General features: G+C 66.1%; 19 protein-coding genes and 1 tRNA gene. 6 read left to right on the top strand and 14 right to left on the bottom strand.

Going from position 1 to position 16740, the window contains the following annotated elements; translation table 11 throughout:
- Positions 1–9: 9 nt before the first annotated feature.
- The 4 genes from AC3WQA_RS01520 to ppsR form a co-directional block, all read right to left on the bottom strand.
- Positions 10–1218, bottom strand: a complete 1209-nt coding sequence (locus AC3WQA_RS01520) for a beta-ketoacyl synthase N-terminal-like domain-containing protein (RefSeq protein WP_492673353.1) — start codon at positions 1216–1218, stop codon at positions 10–12.
- A gap of 1 nt (position 1219) precedes the next feature.
- Positions 1220–1735, bottom strand: a complete 516-nt coding sequence (gene fabA, locus AC3WQA_RS01515; protein WP_492673352.1) for a bifunctional 3-hydroxydecanoyl-ACP dehydratase/trans-2-decenoyl-ACP isomerase — start codon at positions 1733–1735, stop codon at positions 1220–1222.
- Between the two features lie 143 nt (positions 1736–1878).
- Positions 1879–2343, bottom strand: a complete 465-nt coding sequence (locus AC3WQA_RS01510; RefSeq protein WP_492673351.1) for a DUF1249 domain-containing protein — start codon at positions 2341–2343, stop codon at positions 1879–1881.
- 7 nt (positions 2344–2350) lie between these two features.
- Positions 2351–3166 (bottom strand): posphoenolpyruvate synthetase regulatory kinase/phosphorylase PpsR, encoded by an 816-nt coding sequence (gene ppsR / locus AC3WQA_RS01505; protein WP_492673350.1) that lies wholly within the window; start codon positions 3164–3166, stop codon positions 2351–2353.
- 239 nt (positions 3167–3405) lie between these two features.
- Here ppsR and ppsA point away from each other — a divergent pair, with 239 nt between their 5' ends.
- Positions 3406–5778, top strand: a complete 2373-nt coding sequence (ppsA, locus tag AC3WQA_RS01500) for a phosphoenolpyruvate synthase (protein ID WP_492673349.1) — start codon at positions 3406–3408, stop codon at positions 5776–5778.
- A 109-nt stretch (positions 5779–5887) separates the two neighbouring features.
- Positions 5888–5977: transfer RNA gene (locus AC3WQA_RS01495), tRNA-Ser, on the top strand.
- A 131-nt stretch (positions 5978–6108) separates the two neighbouring features.
- On the opposite strand, the gene AC3WQA_RS01490 is transcribed toward AC3WQA_RS01495, so the two are convergent.
- The 3 genes from AC3WQA_RS01490 to AC3WQA_RS01480 all read right to left on the bottom strand — a co-directional run bounded on the left by AC3WQA_RS01490 (position 6109) and on the right by AC3WQA_RS01480 (position 8163).
- Positions 6109–7371: a hypothetical protein gene (locus AC3WQA_RS01490; protein ID WP_492673348.1), complete on the bottom strand. Its 1263-nt coding sequence runs from the start codon at positions 7369–7371 to the stop codon at positions 6109–6111.
- A 76-nt stretch (positions 7372–7447) separates the two neighbouring features.
- Positions 7448–7798: an HVO_A0114 family putative DNA-binding protein gene (locus tag AC3WQA_RS01485; RefSeq protein WP_492673347.1), complete on the bottom strand. Its 351-nt coding sequence runs from the start codon at positions 7796–7798 to the stop codon at positions 7448–7450.
- On the bottom strand, positions 7795–8163 hold the full coding sequence (locus tag AC3WQA_RS01480) for a toxin-antitoxin system TumE family protein (protein ID WP_492673346.1): 369 nt from the start codon (positions 8161–8163) through the stop codon (positions 7795–7797). Before AC3WQA_RS01480 ends, AC3WQA_RS01485 begins: the two co-directional genes overlap by 4 nt.
- Positions 8164–8245: 82 nt before the next feature.
- On the opposite strand from AC3WQA_RS01480, the gene AC3WQA_RS01475 reads away from it, so the two are divergent.
- Positions 8246–8866 (top strand): EexN family lipoprotein, encoded by a 621-nt coding sequence (locus tag AC3WQA_RS01475; protein WP_492673345.1) that lies wholly within the window; start codon positions 8246–8248, stop codon positions 8864–8866.
- Between the two features lie 642 nt (positions 8867–9508).
- Here the strand turns inward: AC3WQA_RS01475 and AC3WQA_RS01470 are convergent.
- The 4 genes from AC3WQA_RS01470 to AC3WQA_RS01455 are packed head-to-tail and all read right to left on the bottom strand — an operon-like array spanning position 9509 to position 11453.
- Positions 9509–9856, bottom strand: a complete 348-nt coding sequence (locus tag AC3WQA_RS01470; RefSeq protein WP_492673344.1) for a plasmid mobilization protein — start codon at positions 9854–9856, stop codon at positions 9509–9511.
- Between the two features lie 31 nt (positions 9857–9887).
- Positions 9888–10076, bottom strand: a complete 189-nt coding sequence (locus AC3WQA_RS01465) for an antitoxin VbhA family protein (RefSeq protein ID WP_492673343.1) — start codon at positions 10074–10076, stop codon at positions 9888–9890.
- A gap of 40 nt (positions 10077–10116) precedes the next feature.
- The gene (locus AC3WQA_RS01460) at positions 10117–10635 is read right to left on the bottom strand and encodes a type IV secretion system protein (protein WP_492673342.1); all 519 of its coding nucleotides are present in this window, start codon (positions 10633–10635) and stop codon (positions 10117–10119) included.
- Positions 10626–11453 (bottom strand): YqaJ viral recombinase family nuclease, encoded by an 828-nt coding sequence (locus tag AC3WQA_RS01455; protein WP_492673341.1) that lies wholly within the window; start codon positions 11451–11453, stop codon positions 10626–10628. Before AC3WQA_RS01455 ends, AC3WQA_RS01460 begins: the two co-directional genes overlap by 10 nt.
- Positions 11454–11748: 295 nt before the next feature.
- On the opposite strand from AC3WQA_RS01455, the gene AC3WQA_RS01450 reads away from it, so the two are divergent.
- Positions 11749–12450 (top strand): PP2C family protein-serine/threonine phosphatase, encoded by a 702-nt coding sequence (locus tag AC3WQA_RS01450; protein ID WP_492673340.1) that lies wholly within the window; start codon positions 11749–11751, stop codon positions 12448–12450.
- On the opposite strand, the gene dnaQ is transcribed toward AC3WQA_RS01450, so the two are convergent.
- From dnaQ to AC3WQA_RS01435, 3 genes are read right to left on the bottom strand one after another with little or no spacing between them, the layout of a single operon-like run.
- Positions 12442–13176, bottom strand: coding sequence for a DNA polymerase III subunit epsilon (dnaQ, locus tag AC3WQA_RS01445; RefSeq protein ID WP_492673339.1), 735 nt, complete (start codon positions 13174–13176; stop codon positions 12442–12444). The two genes, AC3WQA_RS01450 and dnaQ, sit on opposite strands and share 9 nt — an antisense overlap.
- Complete coding sequence (gene rnhA / locus AC3WQA_RS01440) at positions 13173–13622, bottom strand: ribonuclease HI (RefSeq protein WP_492673338.1); 450 nt, start codon at positions 13620–13622, stop codon at positions 13173–13175. Before rnhA ends, dnaQ begins: the two co-directional genes overlap by 4 nt.
- Positions 13619–14311, bottom strand: a complete 693-nt coding sequence (locus tag AC3WQA_RS01435) for a methyltransferase domain-containing protein (RefSeq protein WP_492673337.1) — start codon at positions 14309–14311, stop codon at positions 13619–13621. The genes rnhA and AC3WQA_RS01435 overlap by 4 nt, the downstream gene beginning before the upstream one ends.
- A gap of 378 nt (positions 14312–14689) precedes the next feature.
- On the opposite strand from AC3WQA_RS01435, the gene gloB reads away from it, so the two are divergent.
- Entirely contained in the window at positions 14690–15457 is a 768-nt protein-coding gene (gene gloB / locus AC3WQA_RS01430; RefSeq protein ID WP_492673336.1) for a hydroxyacylglutathione hydrolase, read from the top strand.
- Positions 15454–16698 carry a transglycosylase SLT domain-containing protein gene (locus AC3WQA_RS01425; RefSeq protein WP_492673335.1) on the top strand — a complete coding sequence of 415 codons (1245 nt, stop codon included), beginning with the start codon at positions 15454–15456 and terminating at the stop codon, positions 16696–16698. The genes gloB and AC3WQA_RS01425 overlap by 4 nt, the downstream gene beginning before the upstream one ends.
- The last annotated feature ends 42 nt before the right edge of the window (positions 16699–16740 follow it).

The following is a 16740-nucleotide window of genomic DNA, read 5'->3' as shown; positions in this document are numbered from 1 at the left end:
AACCAGCTTTTACACCCGCGCGAACACCAGGCTGGCGTTGGTGCCGCCAAAGCCGAAGCTGTTGGAGATCACCGTGTCGAGTTTCGCCGGGCGGCTTTCGCGCAGGATGGGAAAGCCCTCGGCGCGCTCGTCCAGCGCGGTGATGTGGGCGGAGCCGGCCATGAAGCCGTCGCGCATCATCAGCAGGCTGTAGATCGCCTCGTGCACGCTGGCCGCGCCCAGCGAGTGGCCGGTGAGCGCCTTGGTCGAGGACAGCGGCGGCACGTCGCTGCCGAAGGCCGCGCGCACGGCGTTCAGCTCCACGATGTCGCCCAGCGGCGTGGCGGTGCCGTGGGTGTTCAGGTAATCGGCGGGGCGGCCGGCGCCGGCCATGGCCATCTGCATGCAGCGCACCGCGCCTTCGCCGGAGGGTGCCACCATGTCGGCGCCGTCGGAGGTGACGCCATAGCCCACCAGCTCCGCGTGGATGCGCGCGCCGCGCGCCTTCGCGTGTTCGTAATCCTCCAGCACCAGCATGCCGCCGCCACCGGCGATGACGAAGCCGTCGCGCCCCACGTCGTAGGGGCGCGAGGCCTGTTGCGGCGTGTGATTGGCGCCGGTGGAGAGCGCGCCCATGGCGTCGAACTGGGCGGTCATGCCCCAGTGTTCCTCCTCGCCGCCGCCGGCGAACACGATGTCCTGCGCGCCGTGGCGGATGAGGTCCGCCGCCGCGCCGATGCAGTGCGCCGAGGTGGCGCAGGCAGCGGAAATGGAATAGCTGAGGCCGAGGATGCCGAAGGCGGTGGCCAACGTGGCCGACACGGTGGAACACATCGTGCGCGGCACCATGAACGGGCCGACCTTGCGCACGCCCTTCTCGCGCAGGAGGTCGCCAGTTTCGATCTGCCACTGCGCCGAGCCGCCGCCGGAGCCCGCGATCACGCCGGTGCGCGGATGGCGCACCTGCTCCAGCACGAGGCCGGCGTCGGCGATGGCGTCGCGCATGGCCAGGTAGGCGTAGGCCGCGGCGTTGCCCATGAAACGACGCAGCTTGCGGTCGATCAGGGCGTCGAGGTCGAGCGACGGTACGCCCGCCACCTGGCTGCGCAGGCCGCGCGCGGCGTATTCGGGCATCGCAGTGATGCCGCTCTTGAGTTCCTGCAAGGCATGCGAGACGGTATCCAGCGCACTGCCGAGGCAGGAAGCGATACCCATGCCGGTGACCACGACGCGGTGCATGTCAGAAGCCCTCCGTGGACTGGAACAGGCCCACGCGCATGTCGTCGGCGGTGTAGATCAGGCGGTCGTCGACGAAGGTCTTGCCGTTGGCGATCACCAGCGCCAGCTTGCCGCGCATCACGCGGCGGATGTCGATTTCGTAGCGCACCAGCTTGGCACTGGGCAACACCTGGCCAGTGAACTTCACCTGGCCCACGCCCAGCGCGCGACCGCGGCCGGGTTCACCCAGCCAAGGCAGGAAGAAGCCGGAGAGCTGCCACATCGCGTCCAGCCCGAGACAGCCAGGCATCACCGGGTCGCCGTGGAAGTGGCAGCCGAAGAACCACAGGTCGGGCCGGATGTCGAGCTCGGCGACGATCTGGCCCTTGCCGTAGGCGCCGCCCTCGGTGGCAATGTGGGTGATGCGGTCGAACATCAGCATCGGCGGCGCCGGCAGGCGCGCGTTGTTGTCGCCGAACAGCAGCCCGTCGCCGCAGGCCAGGAGTTGCTGATGGTCGTAGGAGGAGGGACGGCTCATGGGACGCTCGCACTAGAAGAACGCCAAGTGTGCCCGTTTGCAGGGCGTTTGTCTTGCCATGAATCAAAAGACGCGAGCGTATGGACGTCCAAACCGCGGCGTATGGACGCATCCCGCATCCCGCGGCGCGCCCGCGCCTCCACCTATCTCGCCGACGGCAGCAGCGTCGCCGTCGAATGGCCCTGTTCGGCCAGGTACTCCAGCCAGCGGGCGAGAAAGCCGTTCATCTGCAGGCGATGCTGGAACACCGTGTGTGCCGGCGCGAAGGGGCCGAGCACCTGCCAGAGGTGCCGGCCGGGGTGGCAGTGCAAGGCTTCGGCCACGTGGGCATCGCTGTACATGCGCAGTTGCGCCGACGGCGCGCGCCGGCCGGTATGCGCATCCACGAAGGCATAGGTGAGTTCCAGCTCCAGCGTGTAAGGGTGGCGCTCCTGCACGGCGAGGTGCACGTTGAGCCCGTCGTCCACATCGGAAACGTAATGCCCCGGCGCCAGTTGCTGCGGCGCGAACAGCCGGGTCAACCGATGGTAGTTCTCGGCATACAAGCCCATCAGGAACGCAAAGCGCCCCGGCAGCAGGCTGTGGCGGTCGTCGAGTACGGCGCTCATGGCGAGGTCAATACATGGTGCGTTCGATGCCGAAGCGGGCGAAGATCTTGCTGGCGATTTCCTCGATGGAAACATGCGTGGTGTTGAGGCACGGGATACCGGCCTGGCGCATCAGGCGATCGGCCTGTTCCAGCTCCCAGGTGCACTGCTTGAGCGTGGCATAGCGACTACCGGCGCGGCGCTGCTCGCGGATCTGCGCCAGCCGCCCCGGCTCGATGGTGAGGCCGAACAGGCGATCGCGATAGGGGCGCAGGCGGGCGGGCAGCTCCAGCTTCTCCAAATCCTCGTCGGTCAGCGGATAGTTGGCGGCGCTGACGCCGTAGTGCAGCGCCATGTACAGGCAGGTGGGCGTCTTGCCCGAGCGCGACACGCCCACCAGGATCAGGTCGGCATTGGCATAGTTCACGTCGATGCCGTCGTCGTGGGTGAGCGCGTAGTTGGTCGCGTTGATGCGCGCCTCGTATTTGTCGAAATCCACCAGGCCGTGCGAGCGGTTCACCGCGCCGGAGCGCTTGATGCCCAGCTCCACCTCCAGCGGGCCGATGAACGGCGCGAACACGTCCAACATCAAGGCGCCGCTGGCGGCCACGATGTCGCTGAGCGCACGGTCGGCCATGGTGTTCACCACGATGGGCCGCTCGCCGGTCTTGGCGTAGTGCGTCTTGATGCGCAGCGCCGCCGCCTCGGCCTTGTGCGCGTCGTCGATGAAAGGCACGCGGTGCTTGTCGAAGCGCAGCCCCTCGAACTGCGCCAGGATGCTGTTGCCGATGGTTTCGGCGGTGATGCCGGTGGAGTCGGAGATGAAAAAGACGGTGCGTTGCATGGGATTTCCGCAGGACTGGCGTTGCTTGCGCGCACCATAACCGATGCACCGCCGACTGTCCCGGCTGCGCCACCCTGCTCCCGGCTGACTGGTATGCAGTTGGCGCGACGGCGGACGGCATTGGTCTCCTTGTGCCGCGCACCATCGAAAGCGGACAATACCAATCCTGCGCAGCCCGCGTCACAGCTGCCGCGCGCGCCCATTCCACTATCCGCGGCATTGCCCCTCAGGAGACTCCCTTGAATCATCTCGTGCTTTGGCTGGACCAACTGCGCATGACCGACCTCGGCAAGGTCGGCGGCAAGAATGCCTCGCTGGGCGAAATGATCGGCAACCTCGCCCAGCTCGGCGTCTCCGTGCCCGGCGGCTTCGCCACCACGGCCGATGCCTTCCAGTCGTACCTGGAGAAGAGCGGCGTGGCCGAACGCATCGCCGCCCGGCTGAACGGCCTGGATGTCGACGACGTGGACGCGCTGGTCAAGGCCGGCAAGGAAATCCGCGAGTGGGTCATCGAGACGCCGCTGCCGGCCGAGCTCGACCAGGCCATCCGCGACGCCTACGCCAAACTCTGCAAGGACGCAGGCGCCGACGACATCGCCGTCGCCGTGCGCTCCTCCGCCACCGCCGAGGATCTGCCCGACGCCAGCTTCGCCGGCCAGCAGGAAACCTTTTTGAACGTGGTCGGCATCGAGGACGTGCTGCACAAGGTGAAGGAGGTCTTCGCCTCGCTGTACAACGACCGCGCCATCGCCTATCGCGTGCACCAGGGCTTCGCGCACGAGAACGTGTTCCTCTCCGCCGGCGTGCAGCTGATGGTGCGCTCGGACGTGGGCGCCGCCGGCGTGCTGTTCACGCTGGACACCGAGTCCGGTTTCCGCGACGTGGTGTTTGTCACCGGCAGCTACGGCCTCGGCGAGATGGTCGTGCAGGGCGCGGTCAACCCCGACGAGTTCTACGTGTTCAAGCCCACGCTGAAGGCCGGCAAGCCCGCCGTGCTGCGCCGCAGCCTCGGCGCCAAGCAGCTGCGCATGGTGTATTCCAACGCGCCGGGCGAGCGCGTCAAGACCGAGCCGACCCCGGCCGAACTGCGCCACCGCTTCTGCATCACCAACGAAGAAGTGGAAGCGCTGGCGAAGCAGGCGCTCATCATCGAGCAGCACTACGGCCGCCCGATGGACGTGGAGTGGGCCAAGGACGGTCACACCGGCAAGCTCTACATCGTGCAGGCGCGGCCGGAGACGGTGAAGTCGCGCGCCCACGCCACCCAGCTCGAGCGCTTCCACCTCAGCGAAAAGGGCAAGGTGCTGGCCGAGGGCCGCGCCATCGGCCAGAAGATCGGCGCCGGCGCCGCGCGCGTGGTGCGCTCGCTGGCCGACATGAGCAAGGTGCAGCCCGGCGACGTGCTGGTGGCCGACATGACCGACCCCGACTGGGAGCCGGTGATGAAGCGCGCCAGTGCCATCGTCACCAACCGCGGCGGCCGCACCTGCCACGCCGCGATCATCGCGCGCGAGCTGGGCGTGCCCGCCGTGGTCGGCACCGGCAACGGCATGAGCCTGATCCCCGACGGCGCCGAGGTCACCGTTTCCTGTGCCGAGGGCGACACCGGCACCATCTACGCCGGCAAGCTCGCCTTTGAACGCAGCACCGCCGATCTCGGCGCGATGCCCGAGGCGCCGCTGAAGATCATGATGAACGTGGCCAACCCGGAGCGCGCGTTCGATTTCGGCATGCTGCCCAACGGCGGCATCGGCCTGGCGCGCCTGGAAATGATCATCGCCAGCCACATCGGCGTGCACCCCAAGGCGCTGCTCGAGTACAACAAGCAGGACGCGGAAACCAAGGCGAAGATCGATGAGCGCATCGCCGGCTACGCCGGCCCGGTGGCGTTCTACGTGGATCGCCTCGCCGAAGGCATCGCCACCATCGCCGCCTCGGTGTACCCGAAGCCGGTGATCGTGCGCATGAGCGACTTCAAGTCCAACGAGTACGCCAACCTCATCGGCGGCTCGCGCTACGAGCCGCACGAGGAAAACCCGATGCTCGGCTTCCGCGGCGCCAGCCGCTACGTCGACCCCAGCTTCGCCGAAGCCTTCGGCCTGGAGTGCCAGGCGGTCAAGCGCGTGCGCGAGACGATGGGCCTGGACAACGTGTGGGTGATGATCCCCTTCGTGCGCACCCTGGACGAAGGCCGAAAGGTGATCGAGGTGCTGGCGCAGAACGGCCTCAAGCAGGGCGAGCACGCGCTCAAGGTCATCATGATGTGCGAGGTGCCGTCCAACGCGCTGCTGGCCGAGGAGTTCCTCGACATCTTCGACGGCTTCTCCATCGGCTCCAACGACCTCACCCAGCTAACCCTCGGCCTGGATCGCGACTCCTCCATCGTGGCGAGCCTGTTCGACGAGCGGAATCTCGCGGTGAAGAAGCTGCTGGCCATGGCGATCCAGACCGCACGCGCCAAGGGCAAGTACGTAGGCATCTGCGGCCAGGGCCCCTCCGACCACCCGGATCTCGCCGAGTGGCTGATGGAGCAAGGTATCGAGTCCATGTCGCTCAACCCCGACACCGTGGTCGACACCTGGCTGCGCCTGGCGAAGAAGAAGGCAGGCTGAGGCACACACAGGATGCGGCAAGCCGGTTCGGTTCGCCGGCCCGGCCTGCTTGCCACGGTTGGCGCCAGCACGTAGAATCGCCGGCTCGCACCGACCATGCGACCGTTTTGGAGAGGTGGCAGAGTGGTCGAATGTACCTGACTCGAAATCAGGCGTACGTGCAAGCGTACCGTGGGTTCGAATCCCACCCTCTCCGCCAGTAAAAGCAACTAACGCCATGATTCTCATGGCGTTTTTTGTTGGTGATGCGTAGCTGGTGTACCAATTGGTGTACCAGCAATTGTTGCTTGTGGTTTTGCGTTGTTGGGCCTTATTACGCTTACCGGGCAATCAAGGCTTGCTCTCGAATCGCAGGTAGCCGGACAGCTCCGTGCTTTCCACGATCTCGTCGTGGGGGATCAGCAGGTACTTCCACGGCTTCCCGCCCACGGTCGCCGCATGCTCCGTTGCATGCTTGCACCAGCGGACGGCGGCGTCGGCCTTGTCCTTGACCTCACTTGTGGTCAGCTCTTTCCGCTGCTTGGTTTCCACCATCAGGATGGCGTTTTCGGTCTCGGCAACAAAGTCCGGGATGTACTCGGGCTGCTCCACGCCTCGCTTGTAGTACATCTGAAACTGCCCCTTGGCGGGTTTGAGCCACTTCTGCGCATCCCTCTCCAGGATGATCGCAAAGCGCCGCTCAGAGTCGGAATCGAACTTCTGCAACGGGTACAGACACCGTTTGAAGCCCGCAAACAACATCTGCTTGATGGCGCCCAAGTGCTCGACAGTTTGACGATAGCTGTGCGGCGCCTGGCCTGCGGTGACCGTGTAGTTGCACGGCTTCAATTCGGTATAACCCCGGCTAACCTGTACCTCGTAATCCGTAGCCTTCTCCCAGAAGTGAGCCATCATCTGCGAGTGAATTTCCTTCGCGATGGTCTGTCGGTGCTGATCCAGCACGTTGATCGACTCATCCTCGGAAAGGTAGCTACGCAGGTGCTGCACCATCTGCCCCGCCAAGTCATAGAGCAACTCGGATTGCGTGAAGTAGTCAATGTCATCCAAGTCCACCAGAGCATGAACGACGTAGTCTTCAGGCCGGGATTCTTTCACCCCGACCTCGGCCGCCAGCGTGAACTGCCTGTTCGTGCGCAGCTCTTGGCCAACAATTTCACGCTTGCTCGGCTGCAGATGGAGTCGACTCACATCCAATGTGAAGGGATGAAAGCCCGTCGTGACCTCGCCCTTGGGCACTACGGCAATACGAGGGATGTCGATAGTCTGCTGCACCACGATTTCGGCTGTCTTTGCCACCACAGCGGACAGGTCCAGCACCGGGGTGGAGTGATCCGCACCCGCCAGCAGGCTGCCCTGCATCGGCTTCAGCCGCTCGGCTACCTCCGCCAGAATCTCCTGTTGAACTTCGGGCCTTAGCAGCGCACCACTGGTTGGCACCAGCTCGGGCCTGACCTCGTATTTGCCGATCACATCCATGACCATGCGCGCAGCCTGCCTCTCTCCGTGCGCCGATTGCAGTTGCAGCAGGTGATAAGGCACCTCGCTCGCGGCCACGGCGGCCTGCGCCCTATTCACCCAATCGAGTATCGGCATGCGGAGTCCTGGTCAGTCCCTTGCGGGCGGTGCATCAACATCGCCCGCAGCGGCCGTGCCGCGCGGGCATCCCTTCTCACGCGGCCTGGATCAGGAACTCGCTGGCCTTGGCCACCGGCTGCACCTGGCGTGCCTGCCGGCGCAGCTCCACTAGCCCGTAGCGCTCCATCGTCTTCAGCGTGCGCGACAGGTTGCTGGGCGCGCGCCCGCTCAGCTCCGCCAGATGGTTCAGCGACTCGGGCTTTTGCTCGCGGATCAGTTTCAGCAGGGCGCGGTTGTCGTCCGACAGCACCTCAGCCAGCGAGCGCATGGAGGTGAACCAGATTTTCGGCTCGCCTGCCGCTGGCTTGCGTTCGCCGCGTGCGATGGCCAGCGCGCGGTCGCGGATGGCTTCCTGCGTGGCGATGCCAATGACGATCTTTTTCATGCCTTTGCCTCCTTCAACACGCGGTCGACTTCGCCAAAGAAATCCTTGAGCAACTGGTCGGCGCTGGTGAACTCGTAGGGCACGCCCTTGTCTCGCGCGTGCCGGTGCTTGTGGTCGTAGGCCAGCCGTCGCCCGGCGAACTTGTTGCGCTTCGGCGGCTTCACGGCGTGCGCGTTGTCGTAGCCCAGCAGGCGCGTGCCATGCCGATCATGCAGCGTGAGCGTGTAGCGGACGCCGTGCGGTATGTGCGCGTCCGCCGCCACCTCCCATGCCTCGATCTTGATCCAGAAGCCGTCGCCCTGGTCATAGACCTCGCCATGCAGCAACAACAAGTTGTCCAGACTGTGGTCGTGCGTTGCAGCCATGCTATCACCAGATGATATATAACGCCATACCGGCCGATACCGAGCCGGGGCCATCTGGTCGCATTGTCCGCGATTTCGCCGCGTGGCCGGAATCTCCACCGCCCGCCAACTAGCAGCCGCGCATGCGGCTGCCCTGTCCGAAGTCCTCGCCCGTCATGGCCTGAAGGCCAGCCGTGCCGCCGGCAACGCCGGCCCGCAGGGTGCGGCATGGATGCCGCACGGCCCCCCCATCGAAGCGGGCTTGTCGATGGCAACCCCAAATCTGTTGGGGAATGAGGCGACGAACCCGTCCCAACCAGCACGACATGTGATGAATGCCGGCGACAGCCTATCCTGCACTAGCTCAAACCGTATGCCGTTTCTTGATATTCTCAAATTTCACGCCCACGTGGTGACAAGGAAGGAGCGAAGCATGAGGAAGACGACTCTGGTATTGGCGGTTGTGACCGTGGGGAGCGCTCTGTCTGCTTGCGCACCGAAGGAGCCCGTGCAGACGGTCGACTGGTACAAGACGCACACGGCCGAGCGTGACGCGATGATTGCCCGTTGCGACGCTAATCCCGGTGAGCTGGAAAGCACACCGAACTGCATCAACGCCACCGATGCGCGCAACGCGAAGACATGGGCATCGCGTGCGGGTATCACGGCACCCAAAGCCCCGACGTTTGGAAAGCAGCCACCCGTCAAGGCAGCCAATCAATAAGGGGCAAGCCCAAGCTCGACCCAGTGATCGATCCCTCAGTTCATCGGTGAGGCTGCGGGTGAGCGCCCGGCACATTGGCTTCGGGGGCATGACTGCTCACCTCATTCAGATTTGCGGCTGAGCCGGCGGAGCTTGTGGGCAACGGCCGCCCGATGGGCAGGCGGTCGGCGACTTGTCGTCCACGGGCAGTCCATCGAGAGCCACGCGGCGGCTGGGTCGACATCCGTCAACAGCCCATGCCACCCCGTCTGTCCTTAATATTATTAAGGGATTCCAAAGCCCATGAGCCGAAGCCACCAGACTGAACCTGGTGAGAGCGGGAGTTCTTCAGCGCATGGCCTGGACGCTCCGGTACGCCAGCGGGAGTTCTTCAGCGTACCGACTCAACCTCTTCAACGGGTTGGCTTCGCAACCATGTTTTCCGATTGGTAGCTGAGCCGGTGGAGCTCGTGGGCAACGGCCGACCGGTGGGCAGGCGGTGGGCGACGTGTCGTCCACGGGCTGTCCACCGGGAGCCGCGCAGCGGCTAGGCCGGTATCCGGCAGCGCCGGATTGTCCACAGATCCACGGGCGTGTCCCTGCGAGTGCAGGCATTCCCCAACAGATTCGGGGCACATTGCGTGCCCTGTACCCGCGACGGCCTCAGCGTGGCGCAGAACCCGAGCGCCAGCCGTCGGCGATGCCAAGCTCCCGGAATTCGTCTTCCACGGCTGCCCGGATAGCGGCTTCCATGGCGGGCTTGTTGCGCTCCCAGGCCTTCGCCTTCGCTTCGCTGGCAGCCAGCTCGACCGCAGTGCGCTTGAGCCGTTGCTCCAGCTTCGCAAGTTCACTGACCAGAGCGCGCACGTCGTCGGGATCGGTTCCCTCAAGCTCCAGGCGAGTACGTACCCAATCGGAAAGTGTCACGCCCGCGCGCTTCGCCTGCTCGCGCAAGGCGAGCTTAAGTTCGGGGGCCACCTGCACCGTAAGGCGTTCCGTCGATGCTTTCATGGTCAGACCCCGCCGAATCGCTCTGCGTCCATCAGCCTTCCGACTGGGCCGACATGACCCGCACGATATGGGCGGCTACCGCTTCATCATGCGTCAGTTCGCCCCGGATGACCTTCTCCTGGATCGCCAGGGCTTCGCGGGACGGTTCCCAACCCTCCAGCCCCACGATGGCATTGGCCTGTCGGTAGGCTTCGCGCTTCTCTTGCGCCTGCTCGTTCATGTGTCTTCTCCCATGCCCATGGTTTTGGTCGGCAAATGCATCACGAACCGCTGACCTTGCCGCCCCGTTTCGTTGCCCAGTTCCGTCCGATGTTCTCCCGAATGGCCTGACGATACGCAGGGTTCAGCACCGTGTTGCCGGCGACCATGTGATCGAACCTGGTGCCGGTGGACATCATGCCGGACTGCAAGTCGCGGCGCGTACTGGTGGGGTTTAACGTGTCGCCTACGCCCTTGACCGTCCGCATGCCGCCTGTGACCGGCGACGCCAGGTTACGCAAAGTCACCGCCACGGACGACATGCCACCGGCAAGCGCAGAGGCGATGTTGTTCGTTTCGTACAAAAGCCAGAACAAGATGCCCGCCATCACGGCCATGCACAGTGCGGTGAACAAGGTGTTCTGATCACCTGATGGGTTCACTGATGTGGTGTAAGCGGAGAACGCCGCCACGGCAAAGGCGCACACTGCCGACAACAAGGCCACCCGCAAGATGTAGTTCAGGCACTGCCCGAACCAGCCATCGAAGAACTTGGCGGCAGGTGGCCACATCAGGCACATGATGCCAGTCGGCCATCGGGCCGTCCTGCAGGATGGGCAGCGTGACGCCGAACCAGCCGTGCAAGCTCCAGTAGGCGGACAGCACCGCCATCAAGAGCGACACGCCATCGAGGGCGAGCATGTTGGGTGCGCGGCCGACAACCTCGCCGGCGTAACCAAGCCGGCGAAGCCAGTACCAGAAGCGTACGATGGCAAGGCTCATCAGCACTGCCGGTAGCAACGTGAGGTAAAACATGTGTGTCTCCTTTCAAGGGGATTGGGGTGGCCTGTGGCAGCCCAGCATTACTTCCAGCGGCTGCAATCGACAATGATTCGCTCGGCGATGTAGGGAACGTCGGCCAGCTCGTCCATCGCGATTTCAACCGTTCGGAAGCGGTGCCCGTCACCGCCAGCTGGTGCTGCACCTGCAGCTGGACATACTCGGGCACACCGTCCTTCCAAAGCCGTGCGCCGAACTCGCCAGCTGTCTTGCACTCCAGCACCTGCACACCCGGCACACCGACGATTTCCCGGTCGATGTTCGCCAGCATGTACGGGAACGTCGGGTGCTGGAGCACGGCGTTGAGTTTGCGCACCTTGCGCCCGGTGCGCTCCTGGTAGGCCGCGGCCACCATCGGTTCCAGCAGAGTGCCCCAGTAGCGCGGGTCGTCCTGGCCGGGGCGCGTTTCCTCCGGCGGCGTGCGGCCGGTCTTCTCCATCCACAGTTCGAGCTGGCTCTTGTACGGGCACAGGCCCACTGCGGCGGCGGCATCCGAACTGCCGATGCCGTTCCGCCGCACGTCCAGCCACTGCCCGTAGGGCAGCTTCTTGGTATCCACCAGCCTTACGGCGGCGCTTTGCTTGCTCATCGGGTGGGTAAAAAGAAGCCACGCAGGTGATTCGACCCATCCTGCGCCTCACCCTCCGGGCCATCGGCTATGCCGACGTTCGCTTCGGCATCCCGCCTTCGTGAGCGACAAATTCGTTCGAAACGAATTTGGACAGCCGAAGGCCGGCCCTGAAGCGCGCAAGCACGGAAGGGTTCGGCTCATGGATGAGCCGAACAATCCCACCCGGCCAGCGTGCACAGCTTGTGCTTTTGCACCCTCCTCCAACATCCATCATGCTTTCTCCATGATCGAATTCGGACACGCTACCCACGTTGGCCTGCAGCGCACGCGCAACGAGGACACCTGTTACGCCGACGCATCGCTGGGCCTTTTCCTGGTGGCCGACGGCATGGGCGGCCATCTCCACGGCGAGGTGGCCGCGGCGCTGGTGCGCGACACGGTGGTGGCGATGGTGGGCAAGGGGCACGGCCTGGCCGAGGCGATCCTGCACGCCGACGAGCTGCTGCTCGCTCAGGCCAACCCGGAGCCGGAGATGCCGCCGATGGGCAGCACCATTGCCGCCTTGCGCGTGACCGGCAACGCTTACGAGGCGGCCTGGGTGGGCGACAGCCGCATCTACGTTTCCGGCAAGGAGTTTCGCCAGGTCAGCCACGACCACTCGCTGGTACAGGCGCTGGTGGAAAACGGCCAACTGGATGCCGCCCACGCGGCCCGCCATCCGCAGCGCAACGTGCTGACCCAGGCGCTGGGCATCACGCCGCCGGAACAGCTCCTGATCGGCATGGCCAAGGGCTTGTTCACGCCGGGCACCGGGCTGCTGCTGTGCAGCGACGGCTTGACCGAAAGCCTGGACAACGCCGCCATCGCCCGTACCGTCATGCGTGCCGAACTGGGCGCGCAGGAATGCATCGATCACCTGGTGATCGACGCCCTGGATCGCGGCGGCAAGGACAACATCACCGCGATCCTGGTGCGCTCAAGCTGATTCGGGGGCGGCGGCCATCCGCTTGCGCCAAAGGCAACTGCCGTCCGGGCTTTTCTTGTCCAGCGCATCGAGGCGTTGCTCGTGGAGCGCGGTTTCCTCGGCAGTGGCACGCAGCACGCGCGGGCGCCGCTGCAACACCAGCGGGGCGACCACCTTCGTGGTTGCCGCAGGTTCGCTCGGGGATTCAAAGGCGAGATCCAGCGCCACCTGACCCGAGGTCATCGCCAGGTACACATCGGCCAGCAGCTGCGCGTCGATCAGGCCGCCATGCAGGTCGCGCCGCGAGTTGTCGACGCCCAGGCGCTTGCACAACGCATCCAGGCTGTTGCGCTGCCCGGGGTAGCGCTCGCGCGCCATCGCCAGCGTATCGAGCACGCTGCAGCGGTCGCCGATACTGCCGAAGGTGCCGCCCAGCCGCGCCAGTTCGGCGTTGAGGAAGCCCACGTCGAAGCTGGCGTTGTGGATGATGAGCTCGGCGCCGTCGACGAAGGCGAGAAACTCGTCCACCTTGGCGGCGAACAGGGGTTTGTCGCGCAACATATCGTCGCGGATGCCGGTGACCTGGCTCGCGCCTTCGTCCATCGCGCGCTCGGGGTTCAGGTAGGTTTGCCAATAGCGGCCAGTGATGCGGCGCTCCAGCATCTCCACGCAGGCGATTTCCACCAGCCGGTGGCCCTGGCGCACCTCCAGGCCGGTGGTTTCCGTATCCAGCACGACCTGTCTCATGCCCTGCCCTTGAACTGCTCGGCCTGCTCGCGCGCGGTCTGATCCACGCGTTCGTTCTCGGCGTGGCCGTTGTGGCCCTTCACCCATTGCCAGCGCACGCGGTGCTGGCCGGTCGCGGTGGACAAGCGCTCCCACAGATCCTGGTTCTTCACCGGCTTCTTGTCGGCGGTACGCCAGCCGTTGGCGCGCCATTTCGGCAGCCATTGCTCGATGCCCTGCATCACGTAGCGCGAGTCGGTGGTGAGCAGCACCGCGCAGGGCCGTGTCAGCGCCTCCAACGCGCCGATGGCCGCCATCAGTTCCATGCGATTGTTGGTGGTGGCGGCCTCGCCGCCGGCCAGCAGCCGCTCATGCCCCTTGATCCGCAGCAGCGCCGCCCAGCCGCCGGGGCCGGGGTTGCCAAGGCAGGCACCGTCGGTAAAGGCATGGACTTCGTCTTGACTCACGCGCAACCATCCCGTTCAGACACCGCCCGTCGGCGGGCACCCGGCGACAGCGGCATGGCCGATACACCGACCGGCCGCAGCCGCCATTTCAAAGGCAGTACCAGGCTGCGCTCCTTGCGCGCGAGCAGCAGGTACCCCCCACCGCGGGGATTGTCGCCGACCGGCGTGCCCCGTGGCCAGCTGGCGCCGAGCCGGCGCAGTTCCTCGACCCGCAGGCCTTCGTGCCGGAGCCGCTGCCGTAGTCGCCACGGCCATTGCAGCGCTTGCCGCTGGCCGCGCGCACGCCACAGGAACCAGGGCGCCCATCCACCCAGCGGATGCAGCGCCGTCACCACCAGCACGCCGCCGGGCGCCAATACCCGGCACGCCTCAGCGAGCAGCCGCGCACCGCGTGGCGCCGGTTCCAGCGCGTGTTGCAGCCAGACCAGATCGAAGGCACCGTCGACAAAGGGCAAGGCCTCGTCCAGGCGCGCCAGCAGATCGCCGCGATACCCTCCCTGCGCCAGCCATAGCCGCGTCCAGGCCATGCCTGGCACCGGCGGCAACGCATCGTCGAAGCTCACCCCCACTCGCAAGGCCAGCCGGCCAGCCTCGCACCGCAGCCGGGACGCCAGCATGCGTCCCTGCCCGTTGCGCAGTTGCCGCAAGGGAAGGCTGAGGTGGATATTCGACTCGACGGGGGGACGCATACGCTCACATCGGTGGCACGCCAGCGCCGATCCGGCGCGGCCATGGTCTGGATCAAGCGCCAGTGTAGCCGCGCGGCCCCGGTTCACAACGCTGAACCTTGGCCTGCCGAGTCCACCCCGCATTTAACGATGTTCTAACTAGCAGGGCGTGTATCGCCTTTATAGTCGACCGCTTGACGCATGCCGGAACAGGCCGCGCCAACCTGTTTCCGCGCAACATTCCGCGTCGCGCAGAACGCTTCATCGGTGTGTCCGGCCCATGGCTGTTCGCGCCTGCGTCGAGCCATCACATCGTGTGATGGTCCAGCGACCGGCCGTCCGTGGCCGGGCTTCGCGTTTGAACGAAAGCCAACGCTCACCCACGTAGCGGAGCAAGCCGTGCACCTCGTACCGCTGTCGGCCCTGGCCGACAACTACATCTGGCTGCTGCACGACGACGACGGCGATGCCATCGTCGTCGATCCCGGCGACGCCGCTCCGGTGGAGGCAGCGCTGGGCGAGCGCAAGCTGCGGCTGCGCGCCATCCTGCTCACCCACCACCATCACGACCACATCGGCGGGGCGGCGTCGCTGCGCGCGCGGCACGGTGCCACCGTGTACGCGCCGCAGGATGACCGCATCGCGGCAGTCGACGTGCGCGTGTCCGACGGCGAGCACCTCCGGCTGGAGCAACCACAGGCGAACTTCACGGTGCTCGCCGTACCCGGCCATACGCGCAGCCACGTGGCCTATGTGGGCGAAGGCCTGCTCCTGGCCGGCGACACCTTGTTCAGCCTGGGCTGTGGCCGCCTGTTCGAGGGCACACCGGCGCAAATGCTGGCCTCGCTGGACCGCCTCGCCGCCCTGCCCGCCCAGACCCTGTTGTGCTGCGGCCATGAATACACCGCCGCCAACGGCCGTTTCGCCCGCACCATCGAGCCCGACAACGCCGGGCTCGCCGCGCGTCTGGACGAGGTGACCGCCTTGCGCCAGCAACACCAGCCCAGCCTGCCGGTGCCCCTGGCCAGCGAACTGGCCTGCAACCCCTTCCTGCGTACCGACGCACCAGCAGTCATCGACTGGTGCCGGCAACAGCCGGGAAATCCCGCCGACCGCATCGCACGCTTTGCCGCCGTGCGCGCCGCCAAGGATGCCTTCCACGCATGAACCACCGCCACCTCCCCCTGCGCCTGTTGCCGCTGGCGCTCACCGCCGTGCTGGCAGCCTGCGCCACCACGCCGCCGCACCCGCAGCCGGCACAGCCCACGCCAGTACCGGCGCCCACCGCCGCGGCCGACGGCATCCCGCCCGCCGCCATCACGCCCACGCCGGCAAGCAGTGACATCTGGGGCCGCCTGCGTGGCAGCTTTGCGATGGCCGACTGCGATGCCGACCCCGCCGTGTTGTCCCAGGCGCATCGTTACACGCGTAATCCGCAGCGCTTTGAACAGGAAGTGCGCACAGCCCTGCCCAAGCTCACCTATGTGCAGCAGGTGGCCGCCGATCACGGCATCCCGGGCGAGTTTGCCCTGCTGCCGTGGGTCGAGAGCGGCTTCCGGCCGATCCTTGGCCGCCACGGTCATGCCGCGGCCGGCATGTGGCAGATCATGCCGGCCACGGCCCGTGCCATGGGCCTGCGGGTGGACCGCCACTATGACGCGCGGCTGGATGTGCAAGCCTCCGCCGATGCGGTGATGGCCCTGCTCAGGCACTATCACGACGAGTTCGACGACTGGCGCATCGCCGACGTCGCCTACAACGCCGGCGAGCTGAGCGCTCGCCGTCTGCTGGACAAACACGGCGAGCCCCCGGCGGCGCCGGCCATCCCCGCATGGCCGGTGCGCCACGCCACCCGCGAGCACCTCACGCGCCTGCTCGCCATGGCCTGCGTGGTGCGCGAGCCCGAGCGCTTCCATGTCAGCCTGCCCACGCTCACACCCGAACAGCACTTGGTGTCGGTACCGCTACCGCGCTCGATGCCGCTGGCGCTTGCAGCCGACAACGCCGGCATGTCGCTGCGTCACCTGAAGGATCTCAACGCAGCCTTCCGCAACGACGTCGCCGATGCAGACGCGGCATCCTACCTGATGATGCCGGTGGGCCATGCGCAGCAGTTCCGTGATGCCTTGCTGAACCAGGCCGCCAGCGCCAGCGCGGATCGCCTGCCCGACACCATCATGCCCGCAGGCATGGGCAGCGCCGGCACCACCGTCGCCACGAACGACGCCAGCGATACGCCGCCACCGGCCGGCCGCCCACGCACCCATCGGGTGAAGGCCGGCGAAACCCTTTGGCAGCTGGCGCGCCACTACGCGGTCAGCGTGCCCGACCTGGAGCGCTGGAACCACCTGCAGGGCGGACGCATCAAGCCTGGCCAGACGCTGCACCTCGGCGCCTCCACACATTGATACCGCACAACGACAAGGGCGGCCCATCGGCCGCCCTTGTCG

It is taken from the genome of Rhodanobacter sp. FW106-PBR-R2A-2-24 (genome assembly GCF_058789615.1).
This window is presented reverse-complemented; position numbering and strand designations above follow the sequence as displayed.